The organism is uncultured Bacillus sp., assembly GCF_958411575.1.
Taxonomy (GTDB): Bacteria; Bacillota; Bacilli; order Bacillales; family Bacillaceae; genus Bacillus; species Bacillus spizizenii.
Genome location: NZ_CATYRA010000007.1, coordinates 233356 through 252449 on the forward strand (window position 1 = coordinate 233356; position 19094 = coordinate 252449).

The window sequence follows — 19094 nt, forward strand, 5'->3', positions numbered from 1 at the left end:
GGCCTTTGAAGTGTGTCTAATTTCTGACGAAGCAATCGAAAACGTTGACATCTTCTTTGAATTTGCATACGATTTGGATAGCCAGTACAAATTAGGAGAGGTCACCAAATGAATCAAACAGAAAATAAACCGAAAAATTATACGGGGATTGTCCTTACGCTGACAGTTCTGATTAACGGTTTAATCGCAGTGCTGTTTTTTATGCCTAAATTAGATCAGTTCAGCCATGCGAATATTCACATTTTGCCAATGCTGAATGCGATATTCAACAGCTTTACGTTTATCTTCTTATTGGCCGCGCTGATTATGATTAAACAGAAAAATATCAAAGCTCATAAACGTTTTATTTTAGCCGCATTCACAACAACATTACTATTTTTGATTTGTTATGTTGTTTACCACTCGATTGCGGAGAATACGCTGTATGGCGGAGAAGGGATTATGCGCCCGATCTACTTCTTTATTTTAATTACGCATATCTGCCTTTCCGCGGTCATTGTGCCGCTTGCGCTGTTTACGCTGATCAGGGGCTTCAGCATGCAGGTGGAGCGCCATAAAAAAATTGCCAGATGGACAATGCCTCTGTGGCTGTATGTAAGCCTTACAGGCGTTATTGTATATCTGATGATATCACCTTATTATTAAAAGCCATACTCCGTATGGCTTTTTTAAACGTTTTTAAACACGACAAAAGCCCAAATCTGTTTTGGGCTTTTGTCAGTAAATTGATAGACTCCTATTTATGAGCCTTTGATTCCATGGTTTCAAGTGTTGCAACCTGCAAAGATTCTTCAACAGTTTTTGTTTTTTCTTTTACTTTTTCTGCATACGTGTAATCACCGTAGCAATACGGATAGCGGAAATTGTTCACATTTCCCCCGCAAGTATACAGATCAGGATTTTTTTTAACTTGCTGCTCGGAGTATTGTTTTGCCAATTCCTCAGTATGCGTTCCTCCATGTTCAGCTACAAAATCAATGTAACCTGCCCCCATGTTGTAGCTTTGAATAATGGTATCCAAATCCACACCTTTTTCCTTACCGGTCTTGTACATGAGGGTAAATTGCTTGATGCCTTGTTTAACACTGAGTTGAGGGTCTGTTATCTCATTGCGTTTTAACCCCAGAGATTCAGAGGACTGCATGGGATCATTGCCTTTCCCTTTTGACTCCTGATACATCATGCCAAGTATGAGTGATGTATAATTAGGGAGTCCTTGGTGTTCAAGCTCGTCTTCCACCAGCGGCTTATAATCGGTTAAACGTTCCAAAACAATCGTTTTCGTATCGATTGGAAGTTTTTTGATCAAATCCCGATTGAAAAAAAGCATGACCAATAATAAAGAGACGATGACAAAGACAAAAATCATCATAAAACCCGTAGCAGCGAAACAGCCTTTTCTCTTTTTCTTCACTGTGTTTCACCCTCAATGTTTGGAGCAGTATGACCTTTTTATTATGACATAGAACGATATATCAGACCAAGTAAAAACCTGATTTGAAACATAAATTTAAACTATGAGATTGAATTGGAACATAAGCAGGCTGGTTTGCACCCAAGCACATTTGTTATAAGATAAAAACTATGAATAAAGAAAGGTGATACAGATGACTGAATTTAGAGAAACGGACCGGACGGCTGATCTTGATGAGGAAACCTTGTTTCTAGTCGCGCAAACATTCAAAGCGCTTTCTGATCCTACCAGAATCAGAATTCTCCATTTATTATCCCAGGGTGAACATGCAGTGAACGGAATTGCAGAAAAGCTGAATTTATTGCAATCCACTGTTTCCCACCAGCTCAGATTCTTAAAAAACCTCCGGCTTGTCAAATCGCGCAGAGAAGGAACATCCATTTATTACTCACCGGAGGATGAACACGTTTTAGATGTTCTTCAACAAATGATCCATCATACACAACATGATTAAAAAAGACATCCTTGCTTAATCGCGGTTAGCGGGCAAGGATGTCTTTTTCTTTACTGTGTCCGTTCTGATCGAGTTCGTTTCTGCTGAGCTTGATGACAAAAGAAGAAAAACCGATATAATAAACAGCTATCAAAAAAAAGACGCCAATTGTCAGAGGATCCGTTCCAATTGACTGACTGTAAGATCCAAGGCTGTTTAGATCAGGCGAGGTAAGATAAAGCTCTGTCACTCGATATAGAAATCTTGATAGAAACAAGGTTAAAAGAATGATTTCTACCCAAATATGAGTCCGAAAATAAATTTTGCCTCTGCGCTTTTCAAAGGAGATGTTTTTCTTTGCGAAAACGACAAGAAGCCATCCGCCAAGAATGCCGAAAATGAGATATCCATATAAAAAAGGGTGAATGACGCTGAAGATTGAAAGACCAAAAGCAAACAGCGAGAAAAGTATCATACGTGTGAACAGCCACCGAGGCTTCAGCGGCTGATATCCGATGGACCTTTTAATTTTTTTATACAAAAAAAAGATGATAATCATAGCAGGATAAACGCTTTGAAGTGTAAGATGCATGATGTGAAATCCCCTCCGTTGAGAAGTGTATGCTTATCCGTTTCGAAATAGTAGCTGAAATCAATACTGAACACAAAAAAGAAGGGGAAACCCCTGTTTTCATAACATATGCAAGTTGTATTTGGCCGCATAATAGATATGCCCAAGCTTTATAAAAATGTTAGGATTGTAAAATAAAGGAAGAAAAGGTGCGCAGAATGAAACTGGAACGTTTGTTAGCAATGGTTGTGTTATTAATCAGCAAAAAACAAGTGCAGGCAGCTGAACTTGCTGAGCTGTTTGAAGTATCTGTCAGAACAATTTACCGTGATATTGAGACAATCAATAGAGCTGGTATTCCAATTGTGACCTCACAGGGCTCCGGGGGCGGAATTGGAATTATGGAGACGTATCGGCTTGAGAGAGAGTGGTTGAAAGAGGAGGAGCTGTTTGCAATCGCTTCCGCTTTGCAGAGTGTCTCATCTATGTATGAACCTGTTTCTCACAGCACAGCTTATAAAAAAATCAAGCACCTCATACCTGAGCAGTCAGCTGAAGCATTTAAGCACCAAACTGAAAAATGGTTTATTGACATGACGGCTTGGGGCCAGACTGAGGATCAAAAGGCGCTTCGTGAGAATATCAGCGCTGCCATCGATCGATTGTCAACGATATCATTTACATATACTAACGCAAGCGGGGAAACTCTCCAGCGTGAAACGGAACCTTACACATTGGTTTGCAAGGCGGGGCAATGGTATTTATATGCCTATTGTCTGGTTAGAAATGATTTTCGCTTTTTTAAACTTAACCGAATGAAAGATTTGACCATATTACATCAGTCCTTTATCAGAAAAGAAGTCCAGCTGGAGACCTTGCCGTGGGATAAGCACTGGTACCAAAAGGACCGATTAACCGAACTGGTCATTCTTGTTCAGCCGTCAGCACGTCAGCGCATATTTGAATGGTTCGGAAATGAAGTTTTTCATTACGATGAAGATGAAAACTGCCGTGCAGTGATTTCTCTTCCTGAAGATCGATGGCTGATCGGTTTTTTGCTGCAATTCGGAAAGGATATTGAGGTTCTGCAACCTCTTCATATCCGGGATAAAGTAAAAGATACCATTCGTCAAATGCAAAAAGTATATGAAACCTGACACACTGCTGTCAGGTTTCTTTTTTTATAATCTAGATAAAAAGGAGGGATCGTATGAGTTTTTCACATATGACACACTTAGAGCAGAAATGGTTTGCCGGACTGTCACAACGGACAAGCAACGCATTGGAAATGACGGAAGAAAGGCGGATCCCGGCACTGTGGGACCAATTCTGGAAGCAGGATATGAGCGTTCTTTTCTCACAGGCAAAAGATCAGAGCATTATTGCCTTATATTCTAATTACGAACAGGAGACGAAAGGATTTTACACGTTTTCAGTCGGAACGTTTCAGGAGGACAGCAGGACTCTTCCGGCACCATACGAAAACATTGATTTGCCGGCTTCCGCTTATGCTGTTTTTACTTCCAGAATTGGCCCGATTGAAGAGATTGTGTATGAAACGTGGAAGGAAATTTGGACTTGGGATAAGCGTCATCTGCGTACATTTACAGGTGACTTTGAAATGTATGATCAAAGTGCAGCAGTACCTCAGAGGGCACAAGTTAACATATATGTTGCCATAAAACATTCATAAACTCTTGGAAAACTAACGCCATTAGTTTTTGTTAGAGGGAAAAAATAAATGAGAATTACCCAGTATCAAACAGTTTGGCAGCTGACTTTTTTTTCAGCTTTTTTTCCGGTTAATTGCGATTTTGTAGACGAAGAAAACGAAGTCACCCTTGTTGATGCCGCACTTCCGGGCAGCTGTAAAGGAATTATTCAAGCTGTAAACCAGTTGGGAAAGCCGCTTCATCATATTTTACTTACCCATGCACATGGAGATCATGTCGGATCACTGGATGCATTGACACAAGCAATTCCTCATGCAAAGGTGATGATCTCAGAACGAGATTCTTTCCTGCTGAAAGGTGATACATCCTTGCGTCATGATGAGCCGCAGACTCCGATAAAAGGAGGTATCCGAAACACGTGCAAACAAAGCCACACCATCTGTTGACGGGCGGTGAAACAATTGGTTCTTTGCTTGCAATTTCTACACCGGGCCATACACCGGGCAGCATGTCATTTCTTGATACAAGAAACGGCACTATAATTGCAGGAGATGCATTTCAGTTGCGCGGAGGAATCGCTGTATCAGGTCAGATAAAATGGGCGTTTCCTTTTCCGGAATTTGACACATGGAATAAGGAGGAGGCCATCAAAAGTGCACAATTGCTCGCCGATAAGGCGCCTTCCAGTCTCGCTGTTGGACATGGGAATTTTCTGAGATCACCCTCAGAGCAGATGAGACAGGCAATCCAAAAAGCAAAGAAAGGATGATGAGATTAGCATGTCACCGAGAATAGGATTGAGCCAAAACATGATTGTAGACGCCGCATCGCAGATTGCCGATCAGGAAGGCTTGAATGGTGTCACGCTTGCCGTACTGTCTAAAAAAATGAATGTACGCTCTCCATCGCTGTATAATCATATCAACGGGCTGCAAGCGATCAGAACAGAGCTTGCTGTCAGCGGACTGACAAAGCTCTATGATCAAAAGGCTGACGCCGTAACGGTACAAAAGGGAGATTCCGCTTTGTTTTCTTTAGCTCAGGCATATGTTGATTTTGCAGTTGAAAATCCCGGATATTATGAAGCGGCTTTACTTAAGGTTCAGGACAAAAGGGCGGAAATCGTGGCAGGCCAAATTGTCCGGCTTGTCACTTACCTGCTCATTGAAAACGGCTATGCAAGCGAAAAGACTGCCATTCATGTGACTAGGGGGATTAGAAGCCTGCTGCACGGCTTTACGACTTTAATCGCAAAAGAAGCATTTGAACGTGAAGAGGATATTTCAAAAAGTCTGTCATTTTCAATTCAAACGTTTTTGTCCGGCTTATCAAGAAACAATAAAAATGTTATGTAAACTAATAAATAGATGCCTTATATTACTGAATATTGTATAATGTCATGACAGTATACATAGAGGAGAGACATCAGACTATGGATGACATTCATAAAATTGAGCAGTTAGCGGCAGCTTCATGGCCGTCTTATTTCAGAAAAACATGGGACAATGGCTTCTTCGAGCGAACTTTGGCGTAACCAAAAGGGCGAACAGCGTGTGGACCTCTGCGGATACGCCTGAAGGAGATTTTCAGCAGGAGGCCGAGCATTTTTATAAAGGCTTAGGCTTGCCTGTTTGTTTTCATATCAGCAATGCATCTCCGAAAGGGCTTGATGCCGTCTACTGTTTGGATGATCATTTCATTCAATTGGAAGAATTTTCAACAGAGCGGCATCAAGGCTATACAAACATTTTCGAACGCATGCCGCCGTGTAAAACCTTTTTCACGATGTATGACCAAGGGAGCCTGGCAGCGGTTGGAACCGCTTCTGTCATTGATGGCTATGGCGGACTTAGTAACATCGTTGTAGCCAAGGAGCATAGAGGAAAAGGAGCAGGAACTCAAGTGATCAGGACGTTGACTGAATGGGCAATCGGAAACGGGGCGAAGCACATGTATTTGCAAGTGCTGAAAGAAAACATGGCGGCAGTTTCCTTATATGAAAAAAACGGATTTTCGCCTATATCGGAACAACATTATCGGATTAATAGATGATCAAAGAAAGGAGCTTGCTGATGGACTCGCTTCAAGAGATTATTTGTGAAAAACGGACATACACACGCCTTTATCATTCACATAAGCACGGGTACAGCCAATTTCTTTTTCCGCTTGAAGGGAGTATTGATCTTGAGACAGATGGACGTCAGGTGAAATTAAAGCCGGATCATTTTTTATATATTCCGCCGGAGTGCGAGCATCGTTTCCGTTCAATCGGCAGAAATGAATGTCTTGTACTGGATGTTCCGCTTCATGCAATGAAAATTGATGAGTATCATGCAGGATCGGGCATTGAAGCTGCGATTGATCCTTTCTGGTCTTCGATCAGGTACTTGCTGACAGAGGAAGCAAAGGCCGGCACAGCGAACTCGCTACATATGCTTGTTCAATACATAAAAGAAAAGCTGCAATCCCATACCTACGCCTCAATTGCTTATATCCACAGCCATTTATCTGAGCGGCTGACGATTAAGAAGCTGGCTGAAATCGAGCATTACCACCCAGCTTACTATTCAAACTGGTTCAAAAAACAGACGGGGAAGTCTCCGCAGCACTATATTGCCAATCTTCGGCTTGAGGAAGCGAAACGAATGCTGATAGAGAAAAATGAAACCCTTACCGTCGTGAGCGAGGCGCTGGGCTTTCAAAATCTTTCTTCATTTACAAGATGGTTCACGAAAAGTACAGGTATGTCGCCCCGGTTATATCGAAACACCTTATATTCGGATAAAAAATGATTGTTCTTTGGTTAAACGAACCTGGGATATCTCTTTTATAATAGGAGAAAAAGGAGTTATTGATATGGCAGTCATTGAGGACTTTGAGAAATTGGATATCAGAACAGGTACTATAGTAAAAGCGGAAGAATTTCCTGAAGCAAGAGTCCCGGCGATTAAACTTGTGATTGATTTTGGAGCAGAAATCGGCATGAAACAATCGAGCTCGCAAATCACGAAGCGTTACCAGCCCGAAGATCTTATCAACAAGCAAATCATAGCAGTCGTCAATTTTTCGCCGCGCCGGATCGCCGGATTTAAATCGGAAGTGCTGGTTCTTGGGGGCATTCCCGGCCAGGGGGATGTCGTCCTATTGCAGCCGGGTCAGCCCGTCCCAAACGGCACAATAATCGGATAACACAAAAAAGACGTTTGCCCAAGGCAAACGTCTTTGCGTATTGAGGCGATGCACCACACGCCACATTCGTGTGCGCCGCAAAGGGCATGTACATCGGCTTACACAATTCAGCTCATCGCTATATGAATATAGCATGGCGGGTGAAGGAATGCAAGGGTTACTTTGTTATTGTGATTGAATTTGTACATCTGATTATGATCTGACTATATGAAATTCTGCTATTCAACGAGCTTTAGGACAAGATGAGAGCAGGATCTAAGATAAACGATTGACTTCATAAGCGGTACGTATTCCAGATTCAATCGCGCCTTGCATCCACGCATGAGTAAGTGAGACATGTTCTCCAGCGAAATGAACTCTTCCTTCAGGGACAGGGATATAAGGATACAGCTCTAATTCTTGTCCTGGTTCGAAAGCTGTAAAGGCCCCTGCCGAATAAGGATTCTGACTCCAGCTAAAAGAAGCGCCGGACACAAATTCTGACCATACAATATCGCCATATATTTCAGATAAATTCAATAAAGTATACTGAATACGCTCTCCTTCTGAAAGACTGTCCCACATCAGTGCCTCATCTGCCCATGTATAGCTCGCCAGAACAACGGCATGTCCATTTGCTCCAATACCAGTGCTTGGATAATACGAAAATCGAATCGGAAGATCAGTAATAGATTTGCCGCCGTGCTGCCCGGCTTTTTCCCAAAATCGGCTTTTAAACTCTATGCCGATTTTTGTTGCGCTCATATAGTTCAGTTCGCGAATTGCCCTCCGTTTATAGTAGGAAAAAGAATGGTATGGTTCGACTTTCACGAATCGCAATGTTGAAAAAGGAATGGTTACAATAGCGAGATCAGCTGTGAATGTTACATGTTCTGCTGTTTGTTGATGCTGACAATGGATCGTAACGCTTTTTTCATTTTGAGAAATTTTCATCATTTTTAGATGGTATAGAATATTTGTTTTTAATTGAGGAAGAAACGCATGAGGAAGCCGATCCATGCCGCCTGTTATCTCATAGAAGTGAGATGGCGATGAAAAAAAGACGGATTCCCGTAACGCTTCAACAAGGGACATACCCATATACGCTTCCATATCCAGAAGTATACCAATCATATCGATCGCACCATATGAAAAGAAAGTGTTTAAGTAAGAGCTTAACGAATAATTCTTGTATTGTTTTTCAACAATCCGCCAATTTCTTGCAGGATCTTGATTAATAAAATGTAATATAGGCTGCAATACAGAAAGCATCAGCTCTTCAGCGGTTTTCCCTTGTTCGTTTGGTGTAACGGGGTATCTTAATATTTCAGGATTTCGTTCAAAAAGATGGAGACGTGTCTTGATTCCATTCGTGTAAATGATGTCCATTGGGGTTCTGTTGATAAATACATTTGTTGGCAGCCTGAATTTTTTGATATATTCTAAGGTTAACAGATGGATATTCGGTATGCGCATCGGGCCAACGTTGAAATACAACCCATCACTAAAGGGAGATCTCAACGTGCAGACACGGCCGCCTGCTCTGCCGCTCGCTTCAAGAATCGTTACTCTGTGACCGGCATGTTTTAGCAAAGATGCTGATACAAGCCCGGCCAATCCAGCTCCCACAACAATAATATGCTTTGGATGATGTGATGCGCTAAGGCCACTTCTAATGATCTTTATCATGTCCTCATTCATTAGAGAATTCACTTTTGGGGGGCACCTCTTTTTTGAATTTATTGCATTATATTCAGTGAAAAGGGCAGCTATCACGATCTATTCACTTCTTTTGGAATTTGTATTGATTCTCGTTAAAAGAACAATATTGGGGTGAGGTGAGGTAATTGATTAACTTTGTTCATAAGACTGTAAATGGTTTGAAAAGTCTCTTAGATGAAAAAGGAGCCATTAAATTGTTTTGTTCTGAAGGATATATCATGGAGTTCCTTGTAACATTTTCACAGGACAAAGCAACCCTGAATGACATTCAAAGCTTTGAGGCTAAACACCAGCTTACCCTTCCAGATGATTATCAAAAGTTTATTACACTACATAATGGTGCGAAAATTTTTCAGATACTTGCTGATGGGGAGAATATAGGTGGAGGACTTTATTTATTTAGACTTGAAGAGATTGAAGAAGAATTAAAATATGAGGATTTGTTTGAAGGCATCAATGGCATCCCAATTGGTCACTTATTAGAAGGTTGCCATTTGATGATCGACAAAGATAAATTGGATAAAGGTGATCCCAACTATCTCTTTATTTTTCAAATGGGTGAGTATACACCATTAAATTTAAACTTTGAGATATTTCTAGACCGGTATATACTCTCCAATGGGGAAGCTTTTTGGGAATGGCGTTACTATACTGCAGAAAATTATTATAGAACAAGATAGTGCGATGTATAAGACAGTCAGATGATTTTGATTTTGTATAAGCGATCGCCAGCTCATGTTCTAAAAAAGATTCTTCTATGTAAGCATCAGACATCTTGGCATCCTCAAATTTAGCAAGACTTTAAAAAGCTGCAGGGAATATCAACTGTAGGGCAGTTAGCTAAATTTCCCTTAGCTTGAGAAGAAATTTGGCATAATGGGGAACCAGTTGTACTACCATGCTCATGGAATTGATTTATCAGAAATAGGCGCGCCGTTGATGCAGGATCAGAAAGAGTGAGCTTGGTGGTGGTTTTCATCGATCCAAAACAATTGATCTTCCCACAATATCACCTAGAACATTTATAAATGCTGCTTGATGCTCTTTAATAAGTTTTATTCGGGTAAAACAATGAGAAGTATCTCAGTTACGTTATCGAATATTGAGGATGATGTTAATCTGCAGTCATAACAAAAAGTGACTAAAAATATAAACGCTTTTTGTTATCATTTAGTTAAGAAACTAATTCATATAAATTTAAAAAGTAAGATTTGTTTTTTCAATTTGCTCTTCAGTTTCAATATAGAGAATGACAACAACTTCTCATTACAATCATAAGAGCCTGGCTATATCGGGGGTAGCAGGCTCTTATCACTTTTTACATTATTTTTTTGTATAACGTACCCAGTCGTAATGAGCGTATAGCGGTGTTACACCGTTATAGGAACCGAGCCATTCATCTACACCCGTACCATTCCACAAGTTCATCATGATCTTTCCTGGTGTTGTCGGAATTTGGCTTGTCGCAGTATGTTTTAATTGCCCATCGACATACCATTTAATAGAGTTTGGTTGCCAATCGAACGCATACGTATGATAGGTATTGGCTGCATCAAATCCGAGATCCACAATCTTCTCGTGGTTTCCTACACCATTTGTATAATAGTTAAATTGAACCTTTGTTGTGTCTTTTCCTAAAAATTCGATATCAATCTCATCCCAAGGAGTTCCATCCGTTGGACCTGTATAAGTGAAGAACGATGAAACGATCCCTACGTTTTTAGCTGGTTTCATTCTGACTTCATAAAGTCCATAGCCATATGTTTGAACAGAGCGGTTTTCTCCGCAGTCAAACTTGTTATAAGATGGACTTGTTAGCGCCAAACGCATTTCACCTAATGACGTCATTGATACGTTATTCGCACGCCAAGTGCAGTTAAACATATTTCCATTAGAATAACCATTTGCTTTTTTCCATAATCCGGAGTTATAGCTGTTATAAGGGTCAAAAAACGATCCACCTGTTTGAGCCGAGGCAGTAGAAGTGACTGCAGACAAACTCATAAACAATCCAGTGACAAGAAGCAACAACACTCGTTTCATACGATAAGACATGTTGGCATCCCTTCCTTTGAGAACGCTTTCTTTAACGATCATACATGATTCTTTTAAAAGGGAACATCGGTCAAAATAATGATAATAACGAATCTTCTAACTAGAATCATGTAAGTACGAAGTATCTTAGTTACTCTGCCTAATATTGAAGATGACTCTAGTCAGAAAATAAGCCTATTTGAAAGAAGAAAGCTAGGATTCGTTATGGATGGAATTAGAAGTAAATACGAATCGAAAGCGATTCTGAGAGCAGTTTCTTATACCTGCAGGAACTGCGCTTCATCGAGCTGGGCTAACAGGTAGACATAAATCATAAAAATAACCCCCTTCAAAATTTGAAGGGGGAATAATACATATTTAAGAAGTATGACCTCTACTAGCAACTTCAAATGAATGTCCATCAGTGAAATAACCAACACTTGCCCTCTGCGTGCTTCTTGGACATCTTTTTGAGTGTTAGTTAAATAAATACTTACAAATCCAATTAAAACAATGGCTAAAATAAAGACAGATGCATGCTTAAGTTTCATAAAGACAATCCCCTCTCTGAATTTGTTTACGGGCATAAAGCACTTTCTCATAATAAGCAACAGCCACTTTATGGTCTTCTTTTTCATTGTAATACTTCGCTGCATCTGTTGCTAAATCCTCCAAGTCTGAAAACATTGACTTTAATTCTAAATAATTTAGAATCGAATTTAATTTTTCTTTGTCGTTATCTACATATAGGGCATGAATGAATTCAAACATTTTGGCCATAATCTCATCGTTTAAATCTTCGGACAAAGACAGACCATGTGCACACCAAGAAATTCCCTCGGAGTGATTTCTCATTTTAAATGTGGTTTTTGTCAACATAAGTAAGATGTCTAATAAACGATTTGAGTGCTCATACCCATTATCCTGGTATACTCTAATTCCCTCCTTAAAGTACTCAGCTGCCTTTTCATAGGCTTCCTCAGCAAATGAACATAAGCCAAGATTGTACAGAGATGATCCGATTAATCGTGACATATCGATTTCTCTTCTTTATCTAGAGCATCTTTAAAATGAGGGATCGCTTTTTCAGGGAAGTCCATATCCAAATAGTTTAGACCGATAACAAATGAGCATTGAATAACTCTTACAGTGTAGTTTTCATGTGCTTTATAACTATCGATTGCTTGAACAATGTGATGCATCGACATATGAGTTTGCTTCATATGATAATAAATTTCTGCAACTTTGTAGTGGAATTCTGCTCGTTCAATCTCATCTGCAACAAGTGATAATTTTCTCTCGGCTTGCTTATAGAAGCTTATGGCATTAAGATATTCGTATTGTTCAAATTCATACATTCCTCGGAAAAAGTTAAAATAATATTCAAGGATCCCTTTTAAATCTGTTTGGCTACTTTCAATTTTTTCTAATAAGTCTGAAACTTTAGGTCGTTCTTCGTTCAATGTTTTTGGTTCAAGGTAATCCAGCATCAGCTGATGGCGAAGACACATGAGAGAATAGTACAGCAATAAATCTTGATCTTCTTTTATATGCCTTATTTCTTCCTCGACCTCAGCTTTCAACATTTACGAATCTGGGACACTAAACAATCTTATGTATTTATACCACTCATTTATTTTCACTCCGACTTTAGAAGAAGAGATCATCTGCTCCAACACAAGCCCTCCTATATTAAATATCTAAATATGTAATATTTTATCATATTTAAGTGAATAAGGAAGACTGATGTTACCTCAAATAACGAAAAAAATACCTCCTCAATTAAGAGAAGGGTAGGGGTTTATTGTGAAGATTCGTAATCCATTGCTTACTCACTGTCAAAAATGCCTTGAGTTGTTGGGTCAACAATGATACCCATTGCAGTTAAAAAAGTTAGAAGTGCATTAAATTTCTCTGTCAAATTTTCACCAAATACCGATAAGTCGTATAGTACACCTCTAACATGCGTATCGTAAAAATTTATAAAGAACTAAAAAAGTCAGTAAACATAAGGGTTTTGACACTTTAATTAGTGAATAGGGGACAAACGATCGTAAAACATAAGCGGGAGTAGGGGAAAGAGGTTGTTTTAAGCAAATATTGATGAGTAAGAAGAGATTTGAAGAGGGGAAAACTTTGATATTATAGGCTTTTACGATATCGATTACGATGTGAAAAAGGATGATTTAATGTGAAATTAGGAAAATGAAATTTTGGATAGGGTGTGAAAATGGAAGTGCTATGGGCACTTTTGTTCTTGTTTTTGAGTATTTGGATGTCAATGTACCCTCTATATACTGGTAGTGAAATCCCTATATAATAGCTCTTAAACCTTCATTTCAGTTACATATAATGGTTATGCTCGAATGCTTTATGGATGCATATATAATAGTGAAAATCAAGAGTAATTTTAAAAAAAGCAGAATAATTTCTGGCTTGAAATGGGACAGATCACTCTGTTTTTGATCGTTATCGTAACAGGGAAAATTAAAACGAATCCTTATTTTATCCTCTTGTCTTTAATAATGAAGATGGAGGAGTCCATCGTTTTTTTAATATATGTAAACTTTAATTTTAGACGAATTTATACAGCAATCACATCAATGAAGGCTATATTTCGAAAAATTCTGCTGCGAAATTAAAAGAGCTGAAATTAAGTAAAAGAATCCCAGTACATGGTAAAGGTGATAAAGAAAGGGAAGTAAACTTTAATACCCGTTGTTCTATTTGGTTAAAAAGATATTTAGATGAAAGAGATGATGAAGAGACTGGCTTATTTACTACAGAAAGAAGGCCAAAAGGCGTATGAGTATTGATAACCTGAGATATATAATCAAACGCATTTCAAATCGAGCTGGGATAAAAAAGAGTATTCATCCTCATCAACTACGACACAGCTATGCTACTCATTTGATTAATAATGGTGCGCCACTAGAAGTGATCCAAAGCTTACTTGGTCATGAAAAGAGTGAGACCACAAAAATATATGCTCAGCTAAGTGGCAAATTGAGACATGAATTTTATAGTAAATATCTTTGAAAGCAATACAAATTAAACTTAATCGAAATCGAGAAGCGCATATAGAGGTGTGTCTTTTTGTTATTGGCCATTTAGTTAAATAAGGACAAAAATAACTTGACAAAATAGTCTAATTAAACTATGGTTATAAACCTACTTAGTCTAATTAGACTATTGGTAAACAAAGAAAGAAGGTATTTCTATGAAATCTATATTATTAATCGGACAATCAAATATGGCAGGCAGAGGATTTATTGAGGATGTACCGCCGATTTATAATGAGCGTATAAATATGTTGCGAAACGGCAGATGGCAAATGATGGCGGAACCGCTTAATTTTGATCGTCACGTATCTGGTGTTGGGCCGGCAGCCTCTTTTGCTCAAGCTTGGACAGAGGATCATCCGGGCGAGTCCATTGGGGTAATACCATGTGCCGAGGGAGGAAGCTCAATTGATGAGTGGGCAATTGACGGACTTTTAACAAGACACGCGATTTCTGAAGCAAAATTCGCAATGGAAACAAGTGAATTAGTGGGAATTCTGTGGCATCAAGGAGAAAGCGACAGTTACGGAGAACGATATAAGACGTATGAAGATAAATTGCTTTCACTATTTAAACACTTGAGAGAAGAATTGAATGCACCAGATATCCCGATTATTATCGGTGAGTTGGGACATTACCTTGGAGATGTCGGATTTGGAAAAAGTGCTGTAGAATATAAACAAATAAACCAGATACTATCTAAAGTTGCTCATGCTGAAAAAAATTGTTATTTTGTAACATCAAAAGGCTTAACAGCAAATCCAGATGGCATTCATATTGATGCCGTCTCCCAAAGAAAATTTGGATTAAGATACTATGAGGCTTTTTCAAAACAAAAACATGTTTTAGATATTTTGGACGTTGAGCATGAATGGATTGAAAAGGAAGCAAAGCGTGAACTAACTAAAAATGAACGTATATTTGTTGAAAGTATGAAGTTTGCCTTGGGACAATTAAGTTTTGAGGAGTTTTCTATTAATGTCTCTACTATTAATGAAAGTAAGTAAAGCAAAATTAATCTCATTTTTGAGGAGAGATCAATTGATTCCACTTTTAATCTTAGGTTTGTTAAAAGAAAAACCCGGTTCATATGGATATGAACTTTTGGCCATTATGAATGAGCGACATTACGAGTATGTAGTCAATTACACTAAAGGTTCATTTTATTACAATATTCAACAGTTAGAAGAAAAAAGATTGATTCAACGTATTTCTGAAATGAGGGAATCAGAATCGAGAGAAAAAAATAAATACATTCTTACTGATTTAGGAATTACAGAGTTCAATCGTTTAATGACTAAGTATGGGACAAAAACGGATTATGTAAATCTTTCCTTCTATGGTGCTATGCTTTTTGAAGATGAATTCGACAAAGAAAAGATGAGGGAAATCATTCTAGTTCAGATTAAACAAACAGAGAAAAAAATTTCTCTCATAGAGGATGCATTAGCAAATAAATCAACTCTCATGAAGAGTTTTGTACGTATGTTAGAAAACTCCATTTCACACCATAAAGTCAATGTGAATTGGTTTTATGAACTATTAAAGGAGATTGATTCAGAAGTATAGTGGGAAAAACGAAAATAAGGATTTATTGTAATTGAGGACCAAGAAGAAAATTGTTCAACAATCGGGCGCGTTTGTTGAGCAAAATTAAAAGCTTGATACATATTAGACGTGTGCAATATGTACCAACCTTTATTTTTAATTAGATTGTCTTGTACATTTAATGTTGTAAAACAGGGCTACTCTGGATAGGGGAATTGGTTATCAAGATACTGCTGCAGAAAGCTTTATTGAATTTTTTTATAATAAGATTCAGGAAGCGAAAGATGATTGGGAAGAGGATGAAGACTGGGACGATTAAGCAAAAGTATTGCAATTGTGTATTTGAAGCATGTGAGTTGCACATCCACAATTCAATAAAATAATGGTTTTAATTAAAAAACACATTAGTATTGTAAATACCATAAGCCAATTATAAACAACCCAAATGCAAGCATGTTGACATTAGTATCACCCCCTTTCGCAGGGGATGAGCAAGACTGCAAACTTAAAGTACAGGAAATATTATACTATACACAAATGCTTGTCGTTATTAATTCAAAATACTGTTGGTTTGGAATAACGTTTGATCAAAGTTACACTAGTAACACACATCTATTGAGATTTAATTTAAAAAGAATCCACTTTGAAAAAAGATTGATCAAAATGGATTCTCTCTCCACAAATCAGAGTTCAGTTTTTAAAAAAAGTTTGATCATTTTCTGCTTCTTGCCTGAAGTTTCAAGATTATTGCCGATTCAAACAATAATACATCTTATATTTTATATATGGAATCAGTGGTTCTTCGTTTTCATTATTATTTCCGCAAAATCTTCTCCATCGCTTTTCCCTTTGCTAACTCATCGATCAGCTTATCCAAATAGCGGATTTCCTGCATAGTCGGTTCTTCGATGTCTTCCACTCGGACACCGCAGACCACACCTTTGATCAAAGCTCGTGAAGGATTCAGTTGGGGGGCTTCCGCAAAGAAGGTCTCAAAGTCTGTCTGTTTTTCCAGTTGCGCTTCTAACTCTTCCTGGCTATATCCTGTCAACCAACGGATGATTTCATCGACTTCTGTTTTCGTACGTCCTTTTTTCTCCACCTTCGTAACATAAAGGGGATAGACCCTTGCGACACTCATTGTATAGATCTGATGTTTGGCCATGATATATCCTCGCTTATATGGTTTTCTTTAATATATCACGAAAAATATTGAGTACAAACGAATTAGCTGTTTGTAAGTGTCAAGATTCCCTCGACATGGTTATGGAATAGCCAACATCAGTAGGGTATTAACATGTTCTTTAGAAATTGTTTTTATGTATCTGCGAGATTCCTTTACTTTAATAATATCCATTTTTATGGATTTATCCGGAAGATGTATAAGTTTTATTGTTCGTTTTTATTTCCTTGGTGAGAGCTGATTTTACATCCTTATCAAGATATTCTTTTTTTGTCATGCAGTCATAAATTCCAATGACACAGTTTACTATTTTGTTTATTGTTTTTTCTGATCTTTTAGTTTGTGTCGCATTAACCATAGGTGAATTTATTGTGCCCCTTTCTGTCTGACTTTGAATTGTAGTTTGAGGTTTTTAATCTCTAAGAAGCTCCGATATAATTATAGATGGTATGCATATGTTTTCAAAGTGTTAGCAGGACGGCCCTAGCGATCAAGATATTCAACATACTTCATGACGGGTATTATGGATTTCCATCTATAGTGGGGTAAACCTTTACATTGCATATTCATTGTTGTTTTGATAGCAGAAGATATACATTAATGTCTCGAAGTCTAGATTAATATACAAGAAATGGGACGAGCAAAGATGTGTTAGAGGCAAACTAAGGTCAATAGATAAAATAGCAATGTCGATATAATCAAGAAAATATATCTTTTTCACGCCCGGGTTCTGGCCGTGGAAATAATAGCTAAGCTGTTGGTACCCTTGCCAGCAGCTTTTATAATTTGAATTTCTTCTTCTCAGCCCGATAAAACTCATGAAACATCTTCATTAGCGCCCTCTTCTCAATTAGAGATACATATCTCTGCGAAATCCCCAATTTCTTTGCAGCCACAGAGTTTTCTTTGTCTTTAAATCAAGTCCAAACTGTCGGGGCAATTACTTCCTTCTTTCAGTCGTCTAAGATATCAATTGACTGCTTCTTTTTTCAGATTCCATATGTGTCAGTCATAACATCATTCGGAAGAAAAAAGTGATGCAGGGACATTCATCTCTTTTTATTTTAGCTAGTGAAGTGAAAGACCGATGGCATTTTTCCTGCATATAATAGCTGGAACTATTAAAAAAGGCAGGGAATGAAGTTGAGTGAATGATGTGATTGTAAATGGAGGTTTTGAAACTGGCAATCTGACGGGCTGGGCTTCTGCAAATACGTCCGTTATTAATACTTTTACCTATTCTGGTAGATATGCCGCCCAGTTTATCAGCAGCCAGCCGTATGCTTTTTTAGGGCAAATCGTGCCTATCGTTTCTGAACAATCTCTGACATTCATCGTTTCGCTTGGGAGAATGGGGAATAACCCTAGTTCTCAAGTAACTATACAAATTTTATTTGTTAACAGTGAAGGAGAAGAGATTGAAGGCGGACAGGAAATTATCATTGCTGCCGGAAGTTTGCCAAATGTCTCATTTAATACATGGAATGAAATATATAGAAAAATTGAAATCCCAGCTGAAGCAGTAAACGCAGTATTGGTAATAAGTAAAACTACTTTTGGGTCTGTTCTAATTGATGATGTTTCTTTAATAGAGTCTGCTGGGGGGATTGGACCAACTGGGCCGACCGGGCCAACGGGAGCAACTGGGGCAACAGGAGCCACAGGAGAAACAGGGGCAACGGGAGCAACCGGAGCTACAGGACCAACAGGTCCAACGGGAGCAACCGGAGCAACGGGAGCAACGGGATCAACCGGAGCCACAGGAGTAACAGGAGCAACCGGAGCAACAGGATCAACAGGAGCCACTGGAGCAACCGGCGTAACGGGATCAACAGGAGCAACGGGATCAACTGGTGCAACCGGGGAAACTGGCGCAACGGGAGTAACGGGAGTAACTGGAGCCACTGGAGCTACAGGACCAACAGGTCCAACGGGATCAACAGGAGCAACGGGATCAACAGGAGCAACGGGATCAACAGGAGCAACGGGATCAACTGGTGCAACCGGGGAAACTGGCGCAACGGGAGTAACGGGAGTAACGGGAGTAACGGGAGTAACTGGAGCCACTGGTGCAACTGGAGCAACGGGAGTAACTGGTGCAACCGGGGAAACAGGATCAACAGGAGCAACGGGATCAACTGGTGCAACCGGGGAAACTGGAGCAACTGGAGCAACAGGAGCAACGGGATCAACAGGAGCAACGGGATCAACTGGTGCAACCGGGGA

17 protein-coding genes and 9 pseudogenes are annotated in these 19094 nt (G+C 39.0%); 17 read left to right on the plus strand and 9 right to left on the minus strand.

Annotated elements, in window-relative coordinates; translation table 11 throughout:
- Nucleotides 1–108 precede the first annotated feature (108 nt).
- A complete protein-coding gene (locus Q5C82_RS13735; RefSeq protein ID WP_003220153.1) occupies nt 109–645 on the plus strand; it encodes a DUF420 domain-containing protein in 537 nt (178 codons plus the stop codon).
- A 91-nt stretch (nt 646–736) separates the two neighbouring features.
- On the opposite strand, the gene Q5C82_RS13740 is transcribed toward Q5C82_RS13735, so the two are convergent.
- Nucleotides 737–1414, minus strand: coding sequence for a lysozyme family protein (locus Q5C82_RS13740; RefSeq protein WP_003220154.1), 678 nt, complete (start codon nt 1412–1414; stop codon nt 737–739).
- Between the two features lie 193 nt (nt 1415–1607).
- Here Q5C82_RS13740 and czrA point away from each other — a divergent pair, with 193 nt between their 5' ends.
- Nucleotides 1608–1928, plus strand: coding sequence for a Zn(II)-responsive metalloregulatory transcriptional repressor CzrA (czrA, locus tag Q5C82_RS13745; RefSeq protein WP_003220155.1), 321 nt, complete (start codon nt 1608–1610; stop codon nt 1926–1928).
- Between the two features lie 25 nt (nt 1929–1953).
- On the opposite strand, the gene csk22 is transcribed toward czrA, so the two are convergent.
- Nucleotides 1954–2499, minus strand: a complete 546-nt coding sequence (gene csk22 / locus Q5C82_RS13750; protein ID WP_003220156.1) for a mother cell-specific sporulation protein Csk22 — start codon at nt 2497–2499, stop codon at nt 1954–1956.
- Nucleotides 2500–2696: 197 nt separating this feature from the next.
- Here csk22 and Q5C82_RS13755 point away from each other — a divergent pair, with 197 nt between their 5' ends.
- The 7 genes and pseudogenes from Q5C82_RS13755 (at nt 2697) to csaA (ending at nt 7340) form a co-directional block, all read left to right on the plus strand.
- Entirely contained in the window at nt 2697–3635 is a 939-nt protein-coding gene (locus Q5C82_RS13755; RefSeq protein ID WP_003220157.1) for a YafY family protein, read from the plus strand.
- A 53-nt stretch (nt 3636–3688) separates the two neighbouring features.
- Nucleotides 3689–4171, plus strand: a complete 483-nt coding sequence (locus tag Q5C82_RS13760; protein ID WP_003220158.1) for a GyrI-like domain-containing protein — start codon at nt 3689–3691, stop codon at nt 4169–4171.
- Between the two features lie 48 nt (nt 4172–4219).
- Nucleotides 4220–4920: pseudogene (locus tag Q5C82_RS13765) on the plus strand (MBL fold metallo-hydrolase).
- A 10-nt stretch (nt 4921–4930) separates the two neighbouring features.
- Nucleotides 4931–5506, plus strand: coding sequence for a TetR/AcrR family transcriptional regulator (locus Q5C82_RS13770; RefSeq protein WP_003220159.1), 576 nt, complete (start codon nt 4931–4933; stop codon nt 5504–5506).
- A 77-nt stretch (nt 5507–5583) separates the two neighbouring features.
- Nucleotides 5584–6203: pseudogene (locus Q5C82_RS13775) on the plus strand (GNAT family N-acetyltransferase).
- 14 nt (nt 6204–6217) lie between these two features.
- On the plus strand, nt 6218–6943 hold the full coding sequence (locus Q5C82_RS13780; protein ID WP_079996615.1) for a helix-turn-helix domain-containing protein: 726 nt from the start codon (nt 6218–6220) through the stop codon (nt 6941–6943).
- 64 nt (nt 6944–7007) lie between these two features.
- Complete coding sequence (gene csaA, locus Q5C82_RS13785; protein ID WP_003220163.1) at nt 7008–7340, plus strand: chaperone CsaA; 333 nt, start codon at nt 7008–7010, stop codon at nt 7338–7340.
- Nucleotides 7341–7595: 255 nt separating this feature from the next.
- On the opposite strand, the gene Q5C82_RS13790 is transcribed toward csaA, so the two are convergent.
- Nucleotides 7596–9032 carry a flavin monoamine oxidase family protein gene (locus tag Q5C82_RS13790; protein ID WP_136975853.1) on the minus strand — a complete coding sequence of 479 codons (1437 nt, stop codon included), beginning with the start codon at nt 9030–9032 and terminating at the stop codon, nt 7596–7598.
- Nucleotides 9033–9166: 134 nt separating this feature from the next.
- Here Q5C82_RS13790 and Q5C82_RS13795 point away from each other — a divergent pair, with 134 nt between their 5' ends.
- Nucleotides 9167–9721 (plus strand): SMI1/KNR4 family protein, encoded by a 555-nt coding sequence (locus tag Q5C82_RS13795; RefSeq protein ID WP_003220165.1) that lies wholly within the window; start codon nt 9167–9169, stop codon nt 9719–9721.
- Between the two features lie 22 nt (nt 9722–9743).
- Here the strand turns inward: Q5C82_RS13795 and Q5C82_RS13800 are convergent.
- Nucleotides 9744–9827 (minus strand): annotated as a pseudogene (locus tag Q5C82_RS13800) (hypothetical protein); the annotation flags it as partial.
- Between Q5C82_RS13800 and Q5C82_RS13805 the strand changes: the two are divergent.
- Nucleotides 9827–10160, plus strand: a pseudogene (locus Q5C82_RS13805) (UV damage repair protein UvrX); the annotation flags it as partial. The pseudogenes Q5C82_RS13800 and Q5C82_RS13805 sit on opposite strands and share 1 nt — an antisense overlap.
- A gap of 204 nt (nt 10161–10364) precedes the next feature.
- Here Q5C82_RS13805 and bglS read toward each other — a convergent pair.
- Complete coding sequence (gene bglS / locus Q5C82_RS13810) at nt 10365–11096, minus strand: beta-glucanase (protein ID WP_003220166.1); 732 nt, start codon at nt 11094–11096, stop codon at nt 10365–10367.
- A 114-nt stretch (nt 11097–11210) separates the two neighbouring features.
- Between bglS and Q5C82_RS13815 the strand changes: the two are divergent.
- A pseudogene (locus Q5C82_RS13815) lies at nt 11211–11412 on the plus strand (hypothetical protein); the annotation flags it as partial.
- Between the two features lie 203 nt (nt 11413–11615).
- Here Q5C82_RS13815 and Q5C82_RS13820 read toward each other — a convergent pair.
- Nucleotides 11616–12661: pseudogene (locus Q5C82_RS13820) on the minus strand (aspartate phosphatase).
- A 242-nt stretch (nt 12662–12903) separates the two neighbouring features.
- The gene (locus Q5C82_RS13825; RefSeq protein WP_088886082.1) at nt 12904–13059 is read right to left on the minus strand and encodes a phage holin; all 156 of its coding nucleotides are present in this window, start codon (nt 13057–13059) and stop codon (nt 12904–12906) included.
- A gap of 621 nt (nt 13060–13680) precedes the next feature.
- On the opposite strand from Q5C82_RS13825, the pseudogene Q5C82_RS20515 reads away from it, so the two are divergent.
- The 4 genes and pseudogenes from Q5C82_RS20515 to Q5C82_RS13845 all read left to right on the plus strand — a co-directional run.
- Nucleotides 13681–14114: pseudogene (locus Q5C82_RS20515) on the plus strand (tyrosine-type recombinase/integrase); the annotation flags it as partial.
- Between the two features lie 181 nt (nt 14115–14295).
- Nucleotides 14296–15144, plus strand: a complete 849-nt coding sequence (locus Q5C82_RS13835) for a sialate O-acetylesterase (RefSeq protein ID WP_003220170.1) — start codon at nt 14296–14298, stop codon at nt 15142–15144.
- Between the two features lie 34 nt (nt 15145–15178).
- Nucleotides 15179–15706, plus strand: coding sequence for a PadR family transcriptional regulator (locus Q5C82_RS13840; RefSeq protein WP_032727423.1), 528 nt, complete (start codon nt 15179–15181; stop codon nt 15704–15706).
- Nucleotides 15707–15890: 184 nt separating this feature from the next.
- Nucleotides 15891–16004: pseudogene (locus Q5C82_RS13845) on the plus strand (SMI1/KNR4 family protein); the annotation flags it as partial.
- 495 nt (nt 16005–16499) lie between these two features.
- Here the strand turns inward: Q5C82_RS13845 and Q5C82_RS13850 are convergent.
- The gene (locus Q5C82_RS13850) at nt 16500–16850 is read right to left on the minus strand and encodes a DUF2200 domain-containing protein (RefSeq protein ID WP_003220172.1); all 351 of its coding nucleotides are present in this window, start codon (nt 16848–16850) and stop codon (nt 16500–16502) included.
- Nucleotides 16851–17647: 797 nt separating this feature from the next.
- Nucleotides 17648–17863, minus strand: a pseudogene (locus Q5C82_RS13855) (hypothetical protein); the annotation flags it as partial.
- A gap of 152 nt (nt 17864–18015) precedes the next feature.
- On the opposite strand from Q5C82_RS13855, the gene Q5C82_RS13860 reads away from it, so the two are divergent.
- Nucleotides 18016–19094 (plus strand): NTTRR-F1 domain (locus Q5C82_RS13860; RefSeq protein ID WP_302267758.1); only part of this gene is annotated, 1079 nt, incomplete at its 3' end.